Origin of the sequence: Rhodococcus sp. EPR-157 (genome assembly GCF_001647195.1) — a bacterium.
Taxonomy (GTDB): domain Bacteria; phylum Actinomycetota; class Actinomycetes; order Mycobacteriales; family Mycobacteriaceae; genus Rhodococcoides.
The window spans coordinates 20,997-42,160 of record NZ_LVCV01000176.1 but is presented as its reverse complement, the minus strand read 5'-3'; the positions used below and the strand labels follow the sequence as shown (position 1 = coordinate 42,160).

Genomic DNA, 21,164 nt, shown 5'->3' with positions numbered 1-21,164 from the left:
TCTCCTGCTCGCGTCGAGGCTATGCCTCGTTAGTTGGAGCCTGCCGACTCGATGCCGGCCTGCATGTCCGTGATCGCCTGATCCACGGACTTCTCACCCTTGATCGCGGCGAAGGTATTGTCCTGCACGGCCTTCGACACGGCCGGGTAGAACGGAGTGACCGGACGCGGTACCGCGTTCTCGATCGACGCCTTCAGTGCGGGCAGGTACGGCATTTCGGCGATCAGTGCCGGGTCGTCGTACAGCGCGGTCAGAACGGGGGGCAGTGCGCCTTCGGCGATGATGCGCTGGGCCTGCTCACCCTGCAGGAAGCGGAGGAAGTCCGCTGCCGTTGCCTTGTTCTCGGAGAACGCGCTGATGGCTGCGTTGTAGCCACCGAGGGTGGATGTACCGACGCCGGTGACGCCGGGAAGCGGTGCGACGGAGTACTTTCCGGCGACAGCGGAGCCCTCCTTGGACGCCGTGCCGTAGACGTAGGGCCAGTTGCGCAGGTACAGAGCCTGACCGTCTTCGAATGCCTGCTGGCTCTCGGGCTCCTTGAACGTGGTGTCCTGAGCCGGGATGACGCCTGTCTCGAATGCCGTCACGAGTGCCTGCAGGCCAGCGCGTGCTTCAGGGCTGTCGACCGTCGGAGTCTTGCCGTCCTCAGCGACGAACGATCCACCGTGTGCGTTGATGATCTCGGACGTGTTGACCGTCAGACCCTCGTACGACGCGAACTGTCCGGCGTAGCAGTCGATGTTGTTCTCGACCGCGATCGTGCAGCTTGCGGTCAGCTCGTCCCAGGTGGTGGGAGCCGTCGGGACCAGGTCGCTGCGATAGAACAGCAGACCACCGTTGGTGTTCTTCGGGGCTGCGTACTGGGTGCCGTTGTAGGTGGCACTTTCGACGGTGGCCGGCAGGATGCCCGCGTTGTCCAGGGCGAACTCCCCTTCGAGCGGGGTCAGCCAGCCCTTTGCCGCGAACTCTGCGGTCCAGATGACGTCGAGAGCCATGACGTCGTAGTCGCTCTGCTCGGCCTGAAGATGCTGGACCAGGTCGTCGTGAGCCTGATCGGCGTCATTGGACTGTTCCTTGAACGTGACCTGCTCATCAGGGTTCGCAGCGTTCCACTCGTCGATGATCTGGCGCACCACACCTGTTTCGGTGGTGTCCTTTCCTTCGACGTACGTGATGGGCCCGCGGCCGTCGGCGTTCTCCGACGCGGCATCACTGGATTCGCTGTCGCTGGAGCATGCGGTGAGCGTCAGCAGTGTTGCCGCTGTCGCAAGCACCGCTGCTTTCGACAGCACTGCCTTCGAGATGAAAGACGCCATTGTTTTTCTCTCCACTTACTTCGTGCACGGTGGTGTGCGTGGGGAGGGTCACAGCAAATGGAGAATGTGCTCCCCCCGACGCACATGTCGATACGCACTTTGACACACGATGCATCCGAACGGGCGCATTTCCGCGAAGCTGAATCGGTACACCTGCACCAGCGTGCGCCTGCGTGTGCTGTCGGTGGCGCGTTGTAGCGTTTGTCCCGTGAGTTCGGACAAGATGCTGACCCGTATCGGTGGGCTACTACGCCAGGCCGAGTCGACCGACAATCCCCATGAAGCCGAGGCGTTCATGGAAGCGGCGCAACGCCTGGCGTCGGCCACATCGATCGATCTTGCGGTGGCGCGTTCGCACAGTGCGTCACGCGAGAAGCGCGCGACTCCTGCGCAGCGTGTGATCAGGATCGGCGAGCCCGGAAAACGAGGACTCAAGACGTTCGTGCACCTGTTCGTCTCGATCGCCTTCGCCAACGACGTCAAGTGCGACATCGCACACTCGTCGTCCCAGGTGTTCGCCTACGGATTCGACTCCGACATCGACACGTGTGAGGCGCTGTATTCGAGCCTGCTCATCCAAATGGTGCGGGCGTCGGACGCGTACATCAAGTCGGGCGCCTACCGCGGAGAAACAGCCGTCCGCACGGTCACGAAGGGCTACGGCCCCAGACGTCGGACGACGAAAGAAGTAGTGCCTGTCGCGGGTGTCACCGCTCGTTTGAACTTCCAGACGGCCTTCGCGGAGCGCATCGGCAAGCGCCTCCAGGCAGTCAAGAAGGAGGCCGAGGTGAAGGCCATCGCAGAGGAGAAGCCCGATGCGGGCACGGCACTCGTGCTGCGCAACAAGGAGGTCGAGTTACGCGACTACTATTCGGCCACCTCGAAAGCCCGTGGAACGTGGCGACGGCAGAGCGCGAACGCTGGTTACTCGCAAGGTGCCAGATCCGCCGGTGACCGCGCCGGACGAGCCGCCAGGCTTGGCGGTGAACCCGAAATCGGCGCTGCACGCGGGCAACTCGGCCGCTGAACCTGCAGGTAGCGTGTCCGGGATGCGACACCAAAGCGACGCTGCGGCTCGGGCCACGAGCGGCGCGCCTGTCGACGAGATCACCCCCGGCAATCGCATTCGAATAGTGATTGCACGATTCGTAGGCGCCGGGTTCATCGCGTTCCTGTTGGTTTCCGTGTCCGAAATTGCCGAAGGCACTCGCATCCTCGCCTGGTGGTGGACGCCGATTGCGATGGTGTCGGTGTTCGTGCCAGGTATCGCCCTGTTCGTCGTGACCATCGTTGCGCCGTCGTGGATTACTGCCGCGGCCACGTGTGCGGCGGTGGGCATTCCCCTGGCGGCTGCGTTGTGGCTGGTCGCCTGGAACGGTGACGTGCTCGTCGGCGCCGTGCGGGGCTCGTGGTTGTCGGCTTTCGCCGGGCTCGCCGGGCTCTGCGCCGCACTCGTTTGGCGTCCGCTGGTAACGCTGGCGGTTCAATTCGTGGCAACAACGTCGGTTGCAGCCATCGATCAACTGGGATTGTTCGGGCCCGAGGCGTCGCCGTCGGCCATCGGCTATGCAGCAATCTGGGCGTTCGGCATAACCGCACTGCTGGCGGGAGCCGTCATCATGGCCCTACGCACCGGCGACGTACTGGATGCCACAACCGAACTCGTCGAGCATGCGGCCGTCGACACCGCGGTGGCGCAGGCTCGGGAACGCGAACGGGCATGGTTCGACGCACTGATTCACGATCGAGTGCTCACAACACTGCTTGCCGCGACCCGGCCCGACACAGATAGGCGTCTACCCGCTGACGCGCGAAGCGCGCTCGACGCACTGGATCTCGCAGCGAAGGACACCGATCCGGCCGGCCGAGTAACGGCTGCACAGCTCGTCGACACTCTCTCGACGATCGTCGACGAGACCCGTTCGGATCATGCTGTGAGCGTCTCGTCGTACATCGACGTGAACGCGTCGATGTACCCGATGGCGGTGCAGTCCGCCCTCGGGGGAGCGATGGCCGAAGCGCTCCGCAACAGCGTCCAACACGCCGGAGCCCACGCCGAGCGGGCCGTCGCCGTCGATCTTCGGCAGAATTCAGCACGTGTCACGCTGACGGACACCGGGTGTGGGTTCGACACGGCATCGACCGGCACCGGACGACTCGGCATAGAGATCAGCATCGTTCGCCGGATGGCCGCCCTGGATGGGGGCACATCGGAGATCGACAGTCGTCTCGGCGAAGGAACGGTCGTCGCACTCGAGTGGTCGAGGATTCCGTGACCGAACCTCCTCGCCATGACGCGTCGACCATTGTAGGAATGCAGGCGAAGGGCGCGTACGTCGTCGCCGGTCTCTTCGTGGCCGCTGCAGGCCTGGCCATGCTGGGCCCCGAAGGCGGCTGTGTTGCCGAGTTCGTCATCGTCGCACTCCTCGCCATCGGCACAGTGCTGCTGCTCGCCGTGTCCGGGGACCCGATGCCGAGAACGTGGGCGTTCGCGGTCGCTGCACTACCGTCCGCCCAGGTAGCAGTGCTCTTGACCGTTGCTGACACGAGCGCGACTCAGACCCAGGAAGTGACGACCACCGTCGGCAGCGGGGCAGCATTGTGCGCATTCCTCTGCGTTCGGGGACGTGTCCTGCCGGGCTGGTCCGGTGAGATCGCCGCGTTCGTCGTGTACTGGAACGCGTCACCCGATTTCGCCGGCGCAGCCTCGACATTCGTGACGTGTGCGGGGTTGATGCTGACTGCAACGTTCTTCGCGCGGGTCGTGCGGCCCGCCGCGGCATCCATCTACGCGCTGCACGACGAACGCACTCGGCAGGTGACCGAGAAGGCTGCAGCCGATGCCGCGCGCGACGAACGCGAGCGCCAGCTCCGCCGACTCGACTCACTCGTGCGTCCGGTGCTCGTACACATCGCCGAATCCACCCAGCTCGACGAGGCAGGCACGCGCGAGGCCCTGTTGGTCGAGGCCACGCTGCGGGACAGCATTCGCGCACGCGCACTCGACGTACCCGACATCGTTTCGGCTGCGAGGTCTGCGCGTGAACGCGGCGTCACCGTACAGCTCCTCGACGACGGCGGCCTCGGTGCGAACAGCGGGCAAGCCGTCGAATTCCGCCGCACAGTTGTCGAGCAGCTGGATGCGGCACACTCGGGCTCGATCACCGTTCGAGTTCATCCCCCGGACCGGAACGTTCTCGCGACCATCGTCGTCTCGCGCGTCGACCACACGGAACGGTTCGAGTTCGACACTCACCGAATCAAGTAGGTCGTAGCCTCGTATTAGGCTCGCACCGGTGAAGAACAGGGATTCACAGCGGTCCAAGGTGTACGAGGCGGAAACCATGGTCCGCACCATGTTCGACCGCGCGGACGAGCGGGACCTGCGCACCGTCCAGATTCTCGGCTCGACACTGACGTTGCCGATCGAGCGAAAGTTCGCCTCTGTCGACTCGGTGCAGCGCTACGTCGATTCCGTCCTGGCATTGAACTGGGTCCGCCAGACCTGGCCGGAGGCGGGGACCGTCGTACATGTTCGTGAGCGGTCGGGGCCGACAGCATCGCACTACGAGCGAGACACCCGCACCATCGCGGTTCCGTTGCACCGACGTAACGAGGCATGGGCGCTTCGCGAGCTCGTCGTACTACACGAACTCGCCCATCACCTCGAACCGGGCGATTCCGACTTCTCCTCCCATGGTGGACAATTCGTCGACCGGTTCGTGACGCTCGTCAGCGAGATCATCGGCGACGAAGCCGGATTCGTCCTGCGCGCGACGATGCACCAGACCGGCGTCCAATTCGCATGAGGCGCATCATGGAGACATGAACATAAGAATCGGTGTACAGCTCCAGCCGCAGCACGCCCCCGACTACCAGCTCATTCGCGACGCGGTACTGCGCTCGGAGGATGCAGGCGTCGACATCGTCTTCAACTGGGATCACTTCTATCCGCTGTACGGCGTCCTCGACGGCGCACACTTCGAGTGCTGGACGATGCTCGGGGCCTGGGCGGAACAGACGTCGAACGTCGAGATCGGCGCACTCGTCACCGGCGGCGGCTACCGCAATCCCGACCTGCTCGCCGATATGGCCCGCACCGTCGATCACATCAGTGGCGGTCGCTTGATCCTCGGTATCGGTGGCGGCTGGTACGAAAAGGATTACGACAACTTCGGTTACGAGTTCGGCACTGCTGGCTCGCGCTTGAAGTTGCTGAACGAGAACCTCGCACGCATCAAGCACCGCCTCGAGGTCGGCAATCCTGCCACGACGCGCGAGATTCCGATCCTCATCGGCGGCGGAGGCGAGAAGAAGACCCTCAGAATGGTCGCTGAATATGCACACATCTGGCACAGCTTCGCCGATCTCGACGAGCTGAAGCGAAAGTCCGGCATCCTCGCAGAGCACGGCGAGAGCGTCGGGCGCGATGTCTCGGGTATCACTCGATCGGTGTCGTGGCCGGGAGCGGACAAGGCGCAAGGATACGTCGACGCCGGAGTCGCATTGTTCACCGTCGGAACCGGCGGTCCCGAGTACGACCTCACCGAACTGAAAGACGCGATCGCGTGGCGTGAGGCCCACAAGTAGTTTCCAGTTTCGGCAAATTCCCTTGCCGTCTATCGTGCGGCAGTGGATTCTCGACTCATGGACGCGACAGAGCCGACCCCATTCTCACCTGCATCGCAAGCAGAGGTGTGCAACATCGTCCTCGGCGATCGCCGACACGGTATCCCCGAACTGATTGAAATCCCCGACGGCGGGGAATGCCGGGCAGCGATAGCGGGTTGACACAACCGCAATCCGATTCCCTGAGGCCGGTATCACCGCGATAGCCTCAGGGGGCTTTTGATCCGTTTATCGAGGAGATCCGCAGTGAACAGTCGCCCTGTACGAGGCCGTGCCCTTGCAGCCTTTGCTGCAACGCTCGCACTTACGCTCGGGGCCGTCGCCTGTTCGAGTGACAACTCCTCCGGCGGCACCGGCGAGAATGCACTTGCCGGGTCCGATCAGGTTTCGCTCGACAAGTACACGACGGACAACGTCACCCCGCTCGATCAAATCGACACCGATGAACTCGGTCTGATCAAGCCCGGCACGCTGTACGTCGGCACCCTGTCCGACGCCCCGCCGAACATCTTCATCGACGAGGCCGGCAACTTCACCGGGTTCGACAACGAATTGCTGCGGGCCGTCGCGGCGAAACTGGACCTCACCGTCGAGTTCTCGGCGACCGAGTTCTCCAGCCTGCTCGCTGCCGTGAACAACCGGGTCTACGACGCCGGCTCGTCGTCGATCTCGACAACCGATGCTCGCCGCAACACCGTCGGATTCACCAACGGCTACGACTTCGGCGAGATGGCACTCGTAGCGAAGAACGACTACTCGATCAAGACGATCGCCGAGCTCGATGACCAGCAGCGCATCGGCGTCGTGCAAGGAACGGTTCAGGACGACTACGTCACCAACACCCTCGGCATCGAGCCGGTCCGCTTCCCCGACTACAACACTGCATACGCGAATGTGAAGTCCGGCCAGATCGACGCGTGGGTGGCTCCGTCTCAGCAGGCTTCGGGGCAGGTCAAGGCCGAGGACGGTGTCGCGATCCTCGAGAAGACCATCAACACCACCAACTTCACCGCGTTCGCCGTGGCCAAGGACAACCAGCCGCTGATCGATGCACTCAACTCGGGTCTCGACGCGGTGGTTGCCGACGGCACGTGGAACACCCTGGAGAAGGAGTGGTACCCGGACCGTGAGGTTCCCGCGGACTGGAAGCCGGGCAGCAAGGCGTCTACCCCTCCCGCGTCCTGATCGATGGATACCCTCTCGAACCTGTACGACACGTTCTTCGATTGGCAACTCATCTGGGAGACCGTTCCCAAGCTGATCACAGTCGGATTGCCGAACACTCTGATTCTGGCTGTGTCCTCCGGAGTGATCGGCACGATCATCGGTCTCGGCTTGGCGGTCGCGGGGATTTCCCGCGCCCGCTGGCTGAGATGGCCTGCGCGCGTGTACACCGACATTTTTCGTGGACTGCCCGCGGCCGTGGTCATTCTCCTCATCGGGCTCGGTTTCGGTCCGACGCTCACTCAGCTGACCGGCAGCCGGAGCCCGTTCCCGCTGGGCATCGCTGCTCTATCGTTGATGGCCGCAGCCTATTTCGGTGAAATCTTTCGGTCTGGCATTCAGAGCGTCGACTCCGGTCAGCTCGAAGCCTCACGCGCGCTCGGTTTCAGCTATCGCAAGTCGATGACTCTCGTCGTCGTCCCGCAGGGGATCCGGCGTGTGTTGCCTGCGATCGTCAATCAGTTCATCTCGCTGATCAAGGACAGTTCGCTGATCTATTTCCTCGGTCTGCTTGCGTCGCAACGTGAGTTGTTCCGAATCGGGCAGGACACCGCCGCGCAGACCGGCAATCTGTCGCCGCTGCTCGCGGCAGGCGTGTTCTATTTGATCTTGACCGTTCCATTGACGCACCTGGTGAACTTCATCGACAAGCGCCTGCGCTCCGGCAAGGCCGACACGTCGGGCACCCTCGATCCGGTCGAGGCGTCCATCGTGGTGGAGAGGTAGAACATGAGCTCAGTTTCGTTGACCGGAACCGATATTCACCTCGCATTCGGTAGCAACAAGGTCCTGCGCGGGGTGAACATTCACGTCGACGCAGGCCGGACGACGACGGTGATCGGGCCGTCCGGGTCCGGCAAGTCGACGTTGCTTCGCGCTCTCAATCGGCTGCACGAACCCGATCAGGGTGACATCCTGCTCGGTGGGAAATCCGTTCTGAAGGACAATCCGGACCACCTGCGTCAACGCATCGGGATGGTTTTCCAGCACTTCAATCTGTTCCCACACAAGACCGTTGCCGACAACGTCGCCCTCGCTCCGCAGAAGCTCAAGGGTATGTCCAGGGACGAATCGCGGGCCGCTGCGATGGAGCAGCTGGAGTTGGTCGGTCTGTCCAACAAGGCAGACTCGCGTCCCGGCAACTTGTCCGGTGGCCAGCAGCAGCGCGTTGCGATCGCCCGTGCACTCGCCATGAAGCCCGAGGTCATGTTCTTCGACGAAGCCACGTCTGCTCTGGATCCGGAGCTGGTCAAGGGTGTGCTGTCGTTGATGGCGGATCTCGCGTCGGGCGGTATGACGATGGTGGTCGTCACCCACGAAATGGGCTTCGCCCGCTCGGTGTCGAACAAGGTGCTGTTCATGGACCACGGAAGCGCTGTCGAAACCGGCACTCCGGAACAGCTTTTCGACGATCCGCACACCGATCGCCTGAAGCAGTTTCTGTCGCAGGTGCTGTAGGTCGGTCCGCGCCGGTGTAGGAGGTGGCGCTCCGCGCCAGTGGCGCGTTCAAGTTTGTCGGAACACGCTTAACCATGCCACTGGCGGCGGAGCCGCACCAGCGTGAAAGAGCCGCTTAGGGCAGGCTCGTTCTTCCCGACTTCACCTTGGCGTTTCTTTACTTTCGCTTTTTGCTGACACTGTGCCAATCCATGAAGCTTCTTCCTATCCTGACAACCCATGACGGCAGCTCATCGCGGTCGAACGTGACGTGCAAGTACAAGTGCGGCGATGCCTGCTTCCACGAGGTTCCCAATACCTCGAAGGGTCAATACTTCGGCGACGTCGTCAAGACCGCAATGACCCGGCGTGGGGTTCTCCGCGGCGGCGCGATGGCCGTGGTAGCGGTCGGTGCAGGCGGCATCTTGGCCGCCTGTAGCACCGATGAGCCAGCCTCGACGGGATCAGCAGGGTCGACGAGTGCGCCTCCGGTCGATGGCGTCGACTTCACGGCAGTGGAGCCCAATACCGAGGATGCAGTGGTGATCCCGGAGGGTTACGAGCAGGCCGTCATCATCCGCTGGGGCGATCCGGTTCTGGAAGGCGCACCTGCTTTCGACTTCGACAACCAGACCGCGGCCGCACAGGCGATGCAGTTCGGTTTCAACAACGACTTCGCCGGATTGCTTCCGATCGAGGGCACACCGAACGGGTACCTGCTGGTGGTCAGCCACGAGTACACCGCCGAGCCGTTCCTGTTCAAGGGATACGACGAGGAGAATCCGACGCGCGAGCAGTTCGATATTGCCCTTGCAGCACACGGTCTTTCGGTAGTGCAGGTCAACGGCGAATCGGGCTCGGGCAAATTGACACCGGCGTTCAGCCAGTACAACCGTCGCATCACCGGAACGTCGGAGTTCGTCATCACTGGCCCGGCTGCCGGCAGCGATCTGCTCAAGACGAGCGTCGATCCGACAGGAACGAAGGCCATCGGCACGTTCAACAACTGCTCCGGTGGCCTGACGCCTTGGGGCACTGTGCTTTCGGGCGAGGAGAACTTCAACCAGTACTTCGGCAACGCCGAATCGGTCACCGAACCCGTCCAGGCAGCACGTCTGGCACGGTACGGAATCGAAGGCGCGGCCAGCGATCGGAAGTGGGAGCGCTTCGACAAGCGTTTCGACATCGCACAGGAACCGAATGAGGTCAACCGATTCGGCTACGTCGTCGAGGTCGATCCGTGGGATCCGAATTCGACACCGATCAAGCACACCGCGCTCGGACGGTTCAAGCACGAGGCCGCAACCATCCACGTCACCGACGACGGCACAGTCGTCGCGTACAGCGGCGACGATGAGCGCTTCGACTACATGTACAAATTTGTCTCGAGTCGGAAGATGATGTCCGGTGGCGGCCAGGCAGCCATGCGCGAGAACATGACCATCCTCGACGCAGGCACCCTGTACGTCGCCGTGCTCACCGGGGATGCACCGGACGCGATCGACGGCAGCGGAACGCTTCCTCCGTCGGGCAAGTTCGCCGGTAAGGGCGAGTGGATTCCGCTGCTGCGCACGAACGAGGACGGCCGAGGCGAATCGCTCGTCGACGGTATGTCTGCCGAAGAGGTTGCCGTGTTCACTCGGCAGGCCGGTGACGAGGTCGGCGCCACCAAGATGGACCGCCCGGAGGACTTCGAGGCGAACCCTGTCACCGGAAAGGTCTACGTCGCGCTGACCAACAACAGCAACCGCGGCACCGAGGGCAAGGCCGGCGTGGACGAGGCCAACCCCCGCAACAAGAACAAGAACGGTCAGGTTCTCGAGCTCGAGGACGATCACGCGGGCACCACGTTCGTCTGGAATCTGCTGATCGTCGCCGGCGACCCGAACGAAGCCGACACCTACTTCGGCGGCTTCGACAAGACTCAGGTCAGCCCGATCTCCTGCCCGGACAACCTTGCGTTCGATTCCAAGGGCAACCTGTGGATCTCGACGGACGGCAACGCTCTCGAATCCAACGACGGACTGTTCGCCGTGGTCGTCGACGGAGAGCGTCGCGGCGAGACCCGCCAGTTCCTGACGGTGCCCGTCGGCGCCGAGACCTGCGGCCCGATCATCCAGGACGAGCGCGTTGTGGTCGCGGTCCAGCATCCGGGCGAGCTCGACGACGCGTCGGCCGACGCCCCGGGCTCGCACTGGCCCGACGGTGGCGACTCCCAGCCGCGTCCCTCGATGGTGGCTGTCTGGAAGTCCTGAGTCTCCGCCCTCGAAGGCGCGCATAGCCGGTGGTGAACCGCTATGCGCGCCTTCGTCGTTGTTAGGTTTCATTCAATCGATCGACCGCATATGTGACTTCTCCGCACGCTCTCGGTCAGCCGCTCGAGCTGGTTGACCGGTGGTAACGGTTGTGTAAACCTCAGACAAGACAGACCTGGTGGTCAGCGACCGAACGGCTCGTCATCGAAACACTCGCGGAGGGTACTTGCAGTGAGCGACATCGGACTTACGGACGAATTCTCCGAGCGCAGCGGTTCGTCGCTGTCGGCCCTGAAGGTTCTCGGCACGCTGCGCGCGGATACGGCGCTTCTGACGGATATGACGCCGGAATCGAGTGCGCCTCAGCTGAATTCAGGTTCGGCCAGCTCCTTCGACATCGTGTTCCCCATCAGGACGAATGGAGAGGGCGCGCCGCTGTTCTGCATACATCCCATCGTCGGACTGTCCTGGTGCTACAGCGAATTCGACAAGTACACCGACCGACCGATCTACGGAATCCAGACCCCGGGCCAATCCGATCTGCCCGGCACGCTCGATGCTCTCGCGCAGCGGTACATCGACGAGATCGAGAAGATCCTTCCCGACGGCCCCTACAATCTGCTCGGCTGGTCGCTCGGCGGAACCATCACCCACGCCATGGCCGTCCGGTTACGGCAGCAGGGCAAGCATGTCGATTCGCTCGTACTGCTGGACAGCCATGCCGTCCAACGGGAGAACGCGTTGGAAGCAAGCCTTCCCGCAGCAGACCTGCTCGACGCCGTCGGAATCACGCTGCCCGGAATCAACGGACAACGCATCACACTCGAGTCGTTGCCTTCCCTCGTCGCCGGCTCGGACGTCATCGAGACTCACGAGGTCGAGCGACTCATCGCTGCGGCCCGCCATAACCACGAGCTCGCCGTCGGCCACGTCCCGGGTGTCTACGACGGGGACGTGCTGTTCGTCGGCGCGGCGCACGAGGAGATGCATGGACTCTCCACCTGGCACCCCTACATTCGCGGTCAGATCACGACGTACACGGTTCCGCAGTCGCATTGGCAGATGACCTCGGCATCGGCGTTGCGCGCCGTAGGTCCGCTCGTTGCGCGTCACCTCGGGGCGAACGGCGTCAACGCGATCGGTGGTTGAGTACACCGGATGCACTCGAGCGCACGCGCGGTCGGTCGGTGTGCCTCCGGCCCAGTGGCACGAAAGAGCGCACCAGGGTGCACTTAACCGTGCCACTGGGGCCGGAGGCCCCCTCTCAGCCCAGCCAGTCGAGAACCGCAGCCGCCGTCCAGGATTGCTGCATACTTCCGAGTGGCTCACCCGTGAACGGTTCGTAGTACTCGGCGAAGCTTCCGTCGCTCGCTTGGCGCAGACCTTCCTCGCGCAGGTTCAGCGATCGTTCCGCCCAGCCGCGACGCGAGAACGCCCACGAGAACAACCAGGTGATGACGGGCCAGACCGGGCCACGCCAATACTCGCGAGGCTTGAAGTCCCGCGACACAGGCGAAGTCGACGGTGGAACCGCGTATCGCAGATCCGGGTGCCCGCAGAATCTCGTCCCCTCGAACATCCGAAGCAGCGTCCGTTCCTGCTCGCGAGCCAACCCCCCGCACAACAGTGGTGCAAACATGGCGATGGTGTCGGTCGTGATCCATCGGCCGGCTCGGAGGTCGTAATCTCGTGCAGCGCCGGAGCGTGCATCCGTCGTCGCGATGACGCCTTTGCGGAACTTGTCAGCCCAGCCGCGGAGTTCGCGGACGTCGGAGTTCGGTTTGGAATGCTCCTCACCGATCGTCGCCAACACGTCGCACGCCATCGCGAAGATCGCGCTGACGAACACGTCCTCGACCGCGAAGCTCATCTTCTCGGCGAGGGCGGCGTCGTCGTATCCCGCTTGTTTCATTTCCTCGACCAACCAGATGTAGCGGTCGTATTCGAGATTGCTCGGCCGCTGCGAGGCGTCGGTGATGACTGCATCGTCCTTGCGAACATACGCAGGCATCGCTCCGGCCACGACGCCTCGGTATGAGGCGTCCCATCGCGGGGAGTTGTCCATGCCGGACTCCCAGCCGTGGAAGAGAGTGACCCGTCCGTTGTCGGCGATGTCACGCGCTTCGGCGAGCCAGCGGTGCCACCGGACCAGGTTGTCCCAACGCCGATCGAGAAATTCCTCGGCCACTGCGCGCGTCGTCCTGCCGTGGCGACGCGAATGGTCGAGAATGCGCTGCACGGCGATCGCGTGGACAGGTGGCTGTGTGATGCCAGACGTCTGCACGCCCAACGGCGCGTGCACCGCCAATTCGGTCGTCTCCCACCTACCCGGGCCGGGGAAATAGCCGTCGACACCGTTCGCGAACACGATGTGCGGAATCATCCCGTTCTTCCACTGCGCGGACAGCAACGTGTCGAGTTCGACGACTGCACGCTCGACGCTCAGTGGCGCCAGACCTACCGATACGAACGCGGCATCCCAGCTCCACATATGCGGGTACAACCGCGGCGCGGCGCTCGTCATCGTGCCGAGGTCGTTGCCGCGCAGTAGGTAGGCAGCCCGAGCGGCCAGCTGTGTCGAGGTGAATCCACGGTCGCCCATATCTCTAGTTTGCGACCGTTCCTGACTTTCCGCCTATCGAGGGTTCACTGTTGACCCAGAATTGATCTTTTGTCGAGGACCGAAGTTGTCCGCAATTGTTCTTAGAGTTGGTTCGACGCCGACGAAAGGGACCTCGACATGACACTCACCGGTGAAAAGGCCGACATCCTCCGAATGCTCGCCGACCAGCGCAAGAACTTCCTCATCACCGTCCAAGGCATTACCGACGAGCAAGCGCGGGAGCGGACCACGGTCAGCGATCTGACTCTCGGCGGTCTGTTGAGCCACGTCGTAGGCAACGAGCGCAGCTGGATGAAAGTCATCGCGGACATGGACGACACCGCTGAGTTCGACATGGCCGCCGCGGCCGAGGAGTACGTCCTCAGCGCCGATCAGACCGTCGCGGGACTCGTCGAGGAGTATGCGCGCGTAGCCGAGGCAACCGAGGCGGCGGTGGCCGAGATGGACCTCGACCTTCAGGTCCCGCTTCCGACGGCGCCGTGGGCTCCGGAGCGTGAGTGGCAATCGGCGCGCTTCACGCTGCTGCACATCCTCCGCGAGGTATCCCAGCATGCCGGGCACGCGGACATCATCCGAGAGGCCCTCGACGGCGGGAACACGACGAGGCAGATGGCGATCGATGCCGGAATGACCTTCTGACTCGGGCGGGAGTGGAGCCTGCGGAATGACCATTGGATAAGTTGACCGTATGACTTCAACGGCTCTGGTGACGGGCGCCAGCCGAGGCCTCGGCGCGGCAATAGCGCGTCAACTCGCGCCCGATCACCACCTCTACCTGGGCGGGCGGTCGTCGCAGTCGCTGGCATCGATATCCGCAGAACTCGAAAATTCGACCCCATGGCCGGTCGATCTGACCGATCACGACGCGGTCGCCTCTGCTGCCCGCGGCATCGATTCGCTGGACGTGCTCGTTCACAATGCAGGCGTCGCGGCGCTCGGCACGATCGAGGAGTCGTCGATCGACGACTGGCGAGCACAGTACGAAGGCAACGTCCTCGCTGTCGTGTCGTTGACGAAGGAATTACTGCCCGCTCTACGACGGGCAGGCGGGCATGTGGTGCTGATCAATTCCGGTGCCGGTCTGCGCGCGAATCCGGGCTGGGGTGCGTATGCGGCGTCGAAGTTCGCGTTGCGGGCGTTCGGCGACGCGTTGCGCCAGGAGGAGCCGTCACTGCGCGTCACGTCCGTCCACCCGGGGCGGATCGATACCGACATGCAGCGTGCAATCGTCGAGCACGAGGGCGACGTCTACGACGGGTCGAAGTTCCTGCAGGCCGACACGGTCGCTCTGGCCGTCCGCCATGCCGTCAACACTCCCGCAGATGCGCACCCCACGGAGATCGTGCTGAAGCCGAGGTAGTGGGCACGGTGACAGAAGCGGGAGAATGGCCGAGTGCTGCTACGACGTGAACGGCCCGCCGACCGACCCGCGGTTCTTCGGATGATCCACGACGCGTTCGCCAAGGACGACGGCGTTCCCATCGAGGTCGGACTTACCGAAAGACTCTTCGACGACGGCTACATCCCGGAACTGTCACTCGTCGCGCTCGACGGCGATCGGATCGTGGGATACGTCATCGGGTCCCGGGGTTTCGTCGGCGACATCGAAGGCGGCGACACCGAGGGCGTGGGCATCGAGGGCGTGGGCATCGAGGGCGTGGGCATCGGAGCCGTCGGTATCGGACCGCTCGCCGTTCTACCGGAGTACCAGGGGCGGGGCGTCGGGACGGCGTTGATGTTCGCGTTGGTGGGCGCGGCCGAGGCCACACGCGAGCGATTGCTCGTACTGCTCGGCGAGCCGGACTACTACGGCCGGTTCGGATTCCAGGCCGGGTCCGAGGTGGGCGTCGGGTCTCCCGACCCCGAATGGGGTACATACTTCCAAGCCCTCCAACTCTCGGACGGCCCGGTGAACGGGACATTTCGATACGCCAAACCCTTCGACGATCTGTAACAGACGACTTAGGCTCATTCCATGCCACTGTCGAAGTCGGAGCGTGAAGAGTTTCTGTCCGAGCCGCACATTGCGGCGCTGTCGGTGTTCGCGGGCGCCGATCGAGGCCCACTGACGGTACCGGTCTGGTACCAGTACACACCGGGCGGTGAAGCCTGGGTGCTGACCGGAAAGAACTCCAAGAAGGCCGAGTTGATACGCGCTGCAGGACGTTTCAGCCTGATGGTCGAGCGGGTCGAACCGTCGATCAGGTACGTGGCGGTCGACGGCCCTGTCAGCCGGGAAGAGCCGGGCACCCCGCAGCACCTGCGGGAAGTGGCCGAGCGCTATCTGCCCCCCGAGAAGGTCGACGGCTACATCCAGTTCGCCAGCGCCGATCACGGGGAACAGACAGTGTTCTTCCTACAGACCGAACACTGGGTGTCCTCGGATTTGGGCGCGATCTGACCCCCCGCCGAAATCGAGGTTACGCGCCGAAATCGGCCGAAATCCGTGCGAAACCTCTTTCTCAGCGGAAGCGTTCGGACAACCACTCACCGATCTCGGCGGCGGCCAGGGCGGCACCGGTGGGAGCACCGTCGGCGATCGGGCCACCGAAGTGGGTGCCCTCGACTGCGACCCGCGTTTTATCCGACGACCCAAGTGCATCGCACATTCTCGACACATCTTCCGGAAAGCACGCCTGATCCCCGGTCAGTTCGACGAACAACGACGGCACCTCGACCGCGGGCGCGCAGCGCACGAAGTCGGCGTTGGTGGTCAGACCGGACCACGTGGACAGCCAGGCATCCGGGCTGGCGAACCGAGCGAATCCGACCAAGCCGTAGTTCGTCAGATCCGGCCGCCGACCGAACAACGAACCGTACGGCCGCGCGTTCGGACTCAACGACAGGTCGGTGAACCGCAGATCCGCGTCGGTTCGATACACGGTCAGAATCCGTGGTGCCAATGCATTTCGGCGGTCGGCAGGATCGCCACTCGAGCCGAACCGACGGCGTGCATCCGACGCCTCCGCGACGCGAGATCGCGCGATGTCGTCGAGCCGCGCAACACGATCCTGCTGGGCCCTCCGATACCGCTGTACGAACTCCTCCGAATAGGACGAACTGTTCGGGGGTTCGGCGAAGCCGTTGGCCGGATCGAACGGGTCGAGGACCGGATCGACCGACATGGGATCGGACTCGTCGACGACCGACGGGTCGATCAGCCGGAGCAGCAGCGCGCCCTGACCCGGATGCGGTGCCATGAAGATCGCGCCGTCGGGAAGAGGCATGTCGGCCGCCGCCAGATCGACCGGCCGGCCCGAAGGAGTGCACGACAACCGACTTTTCGGCTCCGATCCTGCCTGCTGGTGATAGAAGGCGTACAGCGTGCCTCCACCTGAATGTCCCAGTGTCACACGATGTTCGAATGTTCTGTCGCACAGGAAGACCTGGCCCGCGGCGGCGTCGAGCAGCGCTTGCTCGTGCAATAGCGAGATGTCGTTGTTGACCGAGCGCGTGCCCTGCGTCCAGACCGCAAATCCGCGAGCCAGGAGTTCCGGAACGAGGACATGATGCGTCAGATCCTGCCGGGGGTGCATGAGCGAGACGACGGTGCGGGCTCCGGGAACCGAACGCAGTACGCCGGTGACCTTGGCGCCGTCTGCGGTCGACAGTTCGTGCACCGAGGTAACCGTCGACGACGGTACCTGTGCGGCCTCGATGTAGCGGCCTGCACCCAACCCTGTCATGCCGGCTCGATCTTCATCGCGTCTTTGTCCCACTGCGTGATTCGAGAGTTCATCAGGCCTGCGACGCTGCTGTACCAGACCGCGTGCCTGCACCCGGTCGCTCGACGGTCGATGACGATGATGCCGTCCGAGACCATGCGGAAGTAGGAACCGACCCGATCGAGGACCACCGCAGGATCACTGTCCGCGACCGCAACGATCGACGTGTTCTCGGGAATGTCGAGTACGAACATCGTTGTCATCGAACCGAAGCCCCCTCTGCCCGTTCCAGGATCAGTTCGGCTTTGCGTACGAGGAGGTTCGCCATGCTCGGATCCTGCCCGCGCACGACGTCGATGAGCGCGTCGATCGTCAGGTTGGCGTCGAGATCCTCCTGAGGCGTCACCGACCGCATCGCCCTGGTGATCTCGATCATGTAGCCGTTGGGGTCGTGCGTGTAGATCGACTCGATCGTCTCGTGTTGGATCTGCATCTCGACCGGCCAGCTACTCCTGTCGAGTCGACCCCGGTACTCCATGAGGTCGTCTTCACTGTCGACGTGGATAGCGAGATGCCGCGACCTGATGAAGAAGATCGGTACGTCCTCGGCGAAGCGTGAGTACGAATCGCCCTGTGGTCCACCCTCGAACGGCTCGAGGCCGAAGTAGTAGAAGAAGGCGAGTCGGTCGTCGTTGCCGATGTCGAAGAAGAAGTGGATGAAGTCGGGATGCTTTTCCGGTCCCCACCCGGCGGCACAGATCGAGTGCACGACGGGGAAACCGAGCACATCGCGGTAGAACTCCACCGTGCCCGCCGGGTCGAAGGTGGGGTAGGCGACGTGATCGACGCCTTTGACTTTGTGGCGCATGTCGGACATGACGCAGTACCTTCCTTTACAGAGTTGCCGGTACGTCGGCCCGCAACAGCGAGCCGGCACCGGGTAGATCCACGGGCACATCGAGAGCCCGCAGCAGGCTGTAGGCGCCCGCCGTGGCCGCCGACAGCACCGGAATGCCGAATTCGTCCTCGGCCGCCTGCACGAGTGGCAGCGAGGGCATCTGCACGCACGCCGAGATCACCAGCGCGTCGGCGCCGCTGAGATCGAGGGATCGAGCCGCGTCCATCACCCGTTCTCCGGGTATGCACCCGACCTCGGCGTTGTCGGAGACCTCCAGTGCGCGCCAGTCGAGCACCCGAATCCCTTCGGCCTCGATGTACTCGACGACTTTCTCGGCGAGAGGCCGCATGTACGGCGTCACCAGGACAATGTCGGTTGCGTCCAGCGCACGCAGACCCTCGATCAGCGCACCGGCACTCGAGCGAACCGCGGCGTCGGACCCACCCGTTGCCAACTGCTCGGCGACGAGTCCCTCGACGCGTTGGTGCTCTCCGGGTCCGGCAACCATGAGCGCGACGAGACACGCGTACAGGAGTGCGTCGACGCCGGCATCGCCGAGTTCGAGAACACACCGTTCGCGCTGGGCATTCATCGCACGAAGTTGTTCCGGCGACACGGCCTGCATGCGCATCCGGCTCGAATGGAACGAGAACGTGGCGTCGCGGTGTCGCCCCAGCAGCGCGGGCATCTCGGTTTCGACCGTCACATTCGAACTCGGTACGACGAGTCCGACGCGGTGGATTTTCATAGCGTCCCTTCTCAGAATTTGACGTTGATGACGAGTATTCGACGTGAATGACAATTCGTCAAGCGACACTGGCCTGCGCAATCGACGACCGCGATCCGGTCAGGCACCATCGAGCATGGTGATAGCGCTCACATTTGCCGCTTGACATGTTGTCGTTCACGTCGAATACTCGACGCAGACGTAAGCGGTGTTCGAGAGGGTTCTCACACCGCACTGGCGTCTTCGACTCGGACCTAAGGAGCACACCGGCATGGCATATGTGATCGGAGTGGACGTCGGCGGAACGTTCACAGACGCAGTACTCGACGACGGCTCCGGCACGGTCGTCGCCGCGAAAGCACCGTCGACACCACCCGACTACTCACTGGGTGTGATGGACGTGCTCGACGCACTGGCCGAGCAGCTGGGGAGCTCGACGCGCGAGATGCTGGCGAACACGCACCACATCGCCCACGGCACCACGTCCTCGCTGAACGCCTTGGTGATGGGCAACGTGCCGCCCGTCGGGTTTCTCACCACCAAGGGCCACCGGGATTCGATCTACATAATGAACGTCGAGGGCAGATACCTCGGTGGCTCTCCCGAGCAGCTGCAGAACGTGATGGGACAAAGCAAGTCTCACGGTCTTGTTCCGAAACGACATGCTCTCGAGGTCACCGAGCGGCTCGATCGCGACGGCAACGTCGTCGTCGCCCTCGACGAGGATTCGGCCCGGATCGCCATTGGAAGCCTCGTCGACGACGGTGTATCCGGTATCGCGGTCTCGTTGCTGTGGTCCTTCCGAAACCCAGTGCACGAAAATCGAATTCGCGAGCTCGTCCACGAGATCGACCCCACCATGTTCGTCTCGCTGTCCTCGGAGGTCAGTCCCCGCATCCGGGAGTTCGCTCGCAACGCGACCACGATCATGAGCACCCAGATCGGCCCCGGACTCGCCGACTATCTCGGTTCGCTCGAATCCAAGCTCCGCGCGCTCGATCTCGCCGGACCACTGCTGGTGATGCAGAGCAACGGCGGCGCAGTCGCCGCAGCAGAGGCCCCGAAGAATGCCATCAGCACCGTCGGCTCCGTTCTGACCGGCGGCGTCGTCGGCGCGGTGTCACTCGGCAAACAACTCGGACACAAGAACATCATCGCCACCGACGTCGGCGGGACGACCTTCCTCGTCGGACTCGTCGTGGACGGCGAACCGGTACGCGCGTCGAGCACGATCATCAACCATCATCCGATCAACGTGCCCACCCTCGAGGTGCATGCGATCGGTTCCGGCGGCGGAGCGATCGCGTGGGTCGATCCAGGTGGAAACCTGCAGATCGGTCCGCACAGCGCTCAGGCAGTACCAGGGCCTGCCTGCTACGGACAGGGCGGAACCGAACCGACCAACGCCGACGCCAATCTCGTCCTCGGCATCCTGCCCGAACGGGGCCTCCTCGGCGGACGTAAACCACTCGACAAGGAACTCGCGCGCGAGGCAATTCGACGCCGCATCGCCGAGCCGCTCGGGCTGTCCATCGAGGACGCTGCTGCGGCAATCTATGCGGTACAGAACGCGCAAACCGGAGATCTGCTGCGCAAGACCGTCGTCGAGGCAGGTCACGATCCGCGCAACTTCGTGCTCTACGCGTTCGGGGGAGCTGGACCAGCCCATTGCGCCCGGTACGCGGCCGAAGTCGGCGTCAAGGAAGTCATCGTGCCACTCGGGCAGGTCGCTTCGGCGTTCTCGGCCTACGGTCTCGCGTCGTCGAACATCGTGCTCGCTGCCGAGCTGTCCGATCCCGCCGCGATGCCGCTCGACCCGGCGCGCGCCGAACGCAACTTCGAGGGTCTCGAGAAGCGGGTACGCGACGCACTCGGTCGACAGGGACTGTCGTTCAGTCGAATCCAGGTCGAACGCGAGATCGACATGCGGTACACGATGCAGCTGGCCGAGGTCGCCACCGCCATCCCGGAGGGAAACCTCGACGCCGCCAGCGTCGCGCACGCGTCGGATCTCTTCGAGCAGCGATATGCAGACCTCTACGGCAAGGACAGTGGATTCCGCGAGGCGGGCATCCAAGCCATCACCTACCGAGTTCGTGCGACCGGCGTTCTACCGTTCTCGCCGACGCTGCCGGAGCTCAAATCGGCTGATTCGTCCGACGCCGCCAAGGCGCGCATCGGTTCACGGAAAGTGTGCCTGGACGGACGGATCGGCTACGTCGACACCGACATCTACGACTACAGCAAGCTCGCAGCCGGTCACGTCCTCGCCGGCCCCGCGATCGTCGAGGTTCCCACCACGACGGTCGTTGTTCCCCACGGCACCACCGGCACCGTCGACCGCCTCGGCAACCTCAACATCATCGCCCAGTAAGACTGGTAGGAGCCAC

At 63.6% G+C, this 21,164-nt stretch carries 19 protein-coding genes and 1 pseudogene; 14 read left to right on the top strand and 6 right to left on the bottom strand.

Annotated elements, in window-relative coordinates:
- Positions 1-29 precede the first annotated feature (29 nt).
- Positions 30-1,316 (bottom strand): ABC transporter substrate-binding protein, encoded by a 1,287-nt coding sequence (locus A2J03_RS07960; RefSeq protein ID WP_068371792.1) that lies wholly within the window; start codon positions 1,314-1,316, stop codon positions 30-32.
- A gap of 208 nt (positions 1,317-1,524) precedes the next feature.
- Here A2J03_RS07960 and A2J03_RS07955 point away from each other — a divergent pair, with 208 nt between their 5' ends.
- The 9 genes and pseudogenes from A2J03_RS07955 to A2J03_RS07910 all read left to right on the top strand — a co-directional run bounded on the left by A2J03_RS07955 (position 1,525) and on the right by A2J03_RS07910 (position 12,010).
- Positions 1,525-2,343 (top strand): DUF2786 domain-containing protein, encoded by an 819-nt coding sequence (locus A2J03_RS07955; protein ID WP_068371843.1) that lies wholly within the window; start codon positions 1,525-1,527, stop codon positions 2,341-2,343.
- Complete coding sequence (locus tag A2J03_RS07950; protein ID WP_231912419.1) at positions 2,267-3,592, top strand: sensor histidine kinase; 1,326 nt, start codon at positions 2,267-2,269, stop codon at positions 3,590-3,592. The genes A2J03_RS07955 and A2J03_RS07950 overlap by 77 nt, the downstream gene beginning before the upstream one ends.
- Positions 3,589-4,584, top strand: a complete 996-nt coding sequence (locus A2J03_RS07945; protein WP_231912418.1) for a hypothetical protein — start codon at positions 3,589-3,591, stop codon at positions 4,582-4,584. Before A2J03_RS07950 ends, A2J03_RS07945 begins: the two co-directional genes overlap by 4 nt.
- Before the next feature lie 28 nt (positions 4,585-4,612).
- Complete coding sequence (locus A2J03_RS07940; protein ID WP_269455182.1) at positions 4,613-5,125, top strand: TIGR04338 family metallohydrolase; 513 nt, start codon at positions 4,613-4,615, stop codon at positions 5,123-5,125.
- A 16-nt stretch (positions 5,126-5,141) separates the two neighbouring features.
- Positions 5,142-5,906: an LLM class F420-dependent oxidoreductase gene (locus A2J03_RS07935; RefSeq protein ID WP_068371789.1), complete on the top strand. Its 765-nt coding sequence runs from the start codon at positions 5,142-5,144 to the stop codon at positions 5,904-5,906.
- A gap of 285 nt (positions 5,907-6,191) precedes the next feature.
- Positions 6,192-7,895 (top strand): annotated as a pseudogene (locus A2J03_RS30945) (ABC transporter substrate-binding protein/permease).
- 3 nt (positions 7,896-7,898) lie between these two features.
- The gene (locus tag A2J03_RS07920; RefSeq protein WP_068371781.1) at positions 7,899-8,627 is read left to right on the top strand and encodes an amino acid ABC transporter ATP-binding protein; all 729 of its coding nucleotides are present in this window, start codon (positions 7,899-7,901) and stop codon (positions 8,625-8,627) included.
- 191 nt (positions 8,628-8,818) lie between these two features.
- Positions 8,819-10,861, top strand: coding sequence for a PhoX family protein (locus tag A2J03_RS07915; protein WP_068371779.1), 2,043 nt, complete (start codon positions 8,819-8,821; stop codon positions 10,859-10,861).
- Between the two features lie 231 nt (positions 10,862-11,092).
- Entirely contained in the window at positions 11,093-12,010 is a 918-nt protein-coding gene (locus A2J03_RS07910; protein ID WP_068371776.1) for an alpha/beta fold hydrolase, read from the top strand.
- Between the two features lie 115 nt (positions 12,011-12,125).
- On the opposite strand, the gene ggh is transcribed toward A2J03_RS07910, so the two are convergent.
- Positions 12,126-13,463, bottom strand: coding sequence for a glucosylglycerate hydrolase (gene ggh / locus A2J03_RS07905; RefSeq protein ID WP_068371772.1), 1,338 nt, complete (start codon positions 13,461-13,463; stop codon positions 12,126-12,128).
- Between the two features lie 138 nt (positions 13,464-13,601).
- On the opposite strand from ggh, the gene A2J03_RS07900 reads away from it, so the two are divergent.
- The 4 genes from A2J03_RS07900 to A2J03_RS07885 are packed head-to-tail and all read left to right on the top strand — an operon-like array spanning position 13,602 to position 15,885.
- Positions 13,602-14,123 carry a mycothiol transferase gene (locus A2J03_RS07900; RefSeq protein WP_068371770.1) on the top strand — a complete coding sequence of 174 codons (522 nt, stop codon included), beginning with the start codon at positions 13,602-13,604 and terminating at the stop codon, positions 14,121-14,123.
- A gap of 49 nt (positions 14,124-14,172) precedes the next feature.
- The gene (locus A2J03_RS07895; protein ID WP_068371767.1) at positions 14,173-14,844 is read left to right on the top strand and encodes an SDR family oxidoreductase; all 672 of its coding nucleotides are present in this window, start codon (positions 14,173-14,175) and stop codon (positions 14,842-14,844) included.
- Positions 14,845-14,877: 33 nt separating this feature from the next.
- Positions 14,878-15,438, top strand: coding sequence for a GNAT family N-acetyltransferase (locus tag A2J03_RS07890; protein WP_231912416.1), 561 nt, complete (start codon positions 14,878-14,880; stop codon positions 15,436-15,438).
- Positions 15,439-15,459: 21 nt separating this feature from the next.
- Positions 15,460-15,885 carry a pyridoxamine 5'-phosphate oxidase family protein gene (locus A2J03_RS07885; protein WP_068371764.1) on the top strand — a complete coding sequence of 142 codons (426 nt, stop codon included), beginning with the start codon at positions 15,460-15,462 and terminating at the stop codon, positions 15,883-15,885.
- A gap of 61 nt (positions 15,886-15,946) precedes the next feature.
- On the opposite strand, the gene A2J03_RS07880 is transcribed toward A2J03_RS07885, so the two are convergent.
- Genes A2J03_RS07880 through A2J03_RS07865 form a run of 4 tightly spaced genes read right to left on the bottom strand, consistent with a single transcriptional unit; the run spans position 15,947 to position 18,795 of the window.
- The gene (locus A2J03_RS07880) at positions 15,947-17,170 is read right to left on the bottom strand and encodes an alpha/beta hydrolase (RefSeq protein WP_068371762.1); all 1,224 of its coding nucleotides are present in this window, start codon (positions 17,168-17,170) and stop codon (positions 15,947-15,949) included.
- Complete coding sequence (locus tag A2J03_RS07875) at positions 17,167-17,412, bottom strand: hypothetical protein (RefSeq protein WP_068371759.1); 246 nt, start codon at positions 17,410-17,412, stop codon at positions 17,167-17,169. The genes A2J03_RS07880 and A2J03_RS07875 overlap by 4 nt, the downstream gene beginning before the upstream one ends.
- On the bottom strand, positions 17,409-18,026 hold the full coding sequence (locus tag A2J03_RS07870) for a VOC family protein (RefSeq protein ID WP_068371756.1): 618 nt from the start codon (positions 18,024-18,026) through the stop codon (positions 17,409-17,411). Before A2J03_RS07870 ends, A2J03_RS07875 begins: the two co-directional genes overlap by 4 nt.
- 16 nt (positions 18,027-18,042) lie before the next feature.
- Positions 18,043-18,795: a maleate cis-trans isomerase family protein gene (locus tag A2J03_RS07865; RefSeq protein WP_068371753.1), complete on the bottom strand. Its 753-nt coding sequence runs from the start codon at positions 18,793-18,795 to the stop codon at positions 18,043-18,045.
- Positions 18,796-19,045: 250 nt separating this feature from the next.
- On the opposite strand from A2J03_RS07865, the gene A2J03_RS07860 reads away from it, so the two are divergent.
- Complete coding sequence (locus A2J03_RS07860) at positions 19,046-21,148, top strand: hydantoinase/oxoprolinase family protein (RefSeq protein ID WP_068371828.1); 2,103 nt, start codon at positions 19,046-19,048, stop codon at positions 21,146-21,148.
- Positions 21,149-21,164 lie beyond the last annotated feature (16 nt).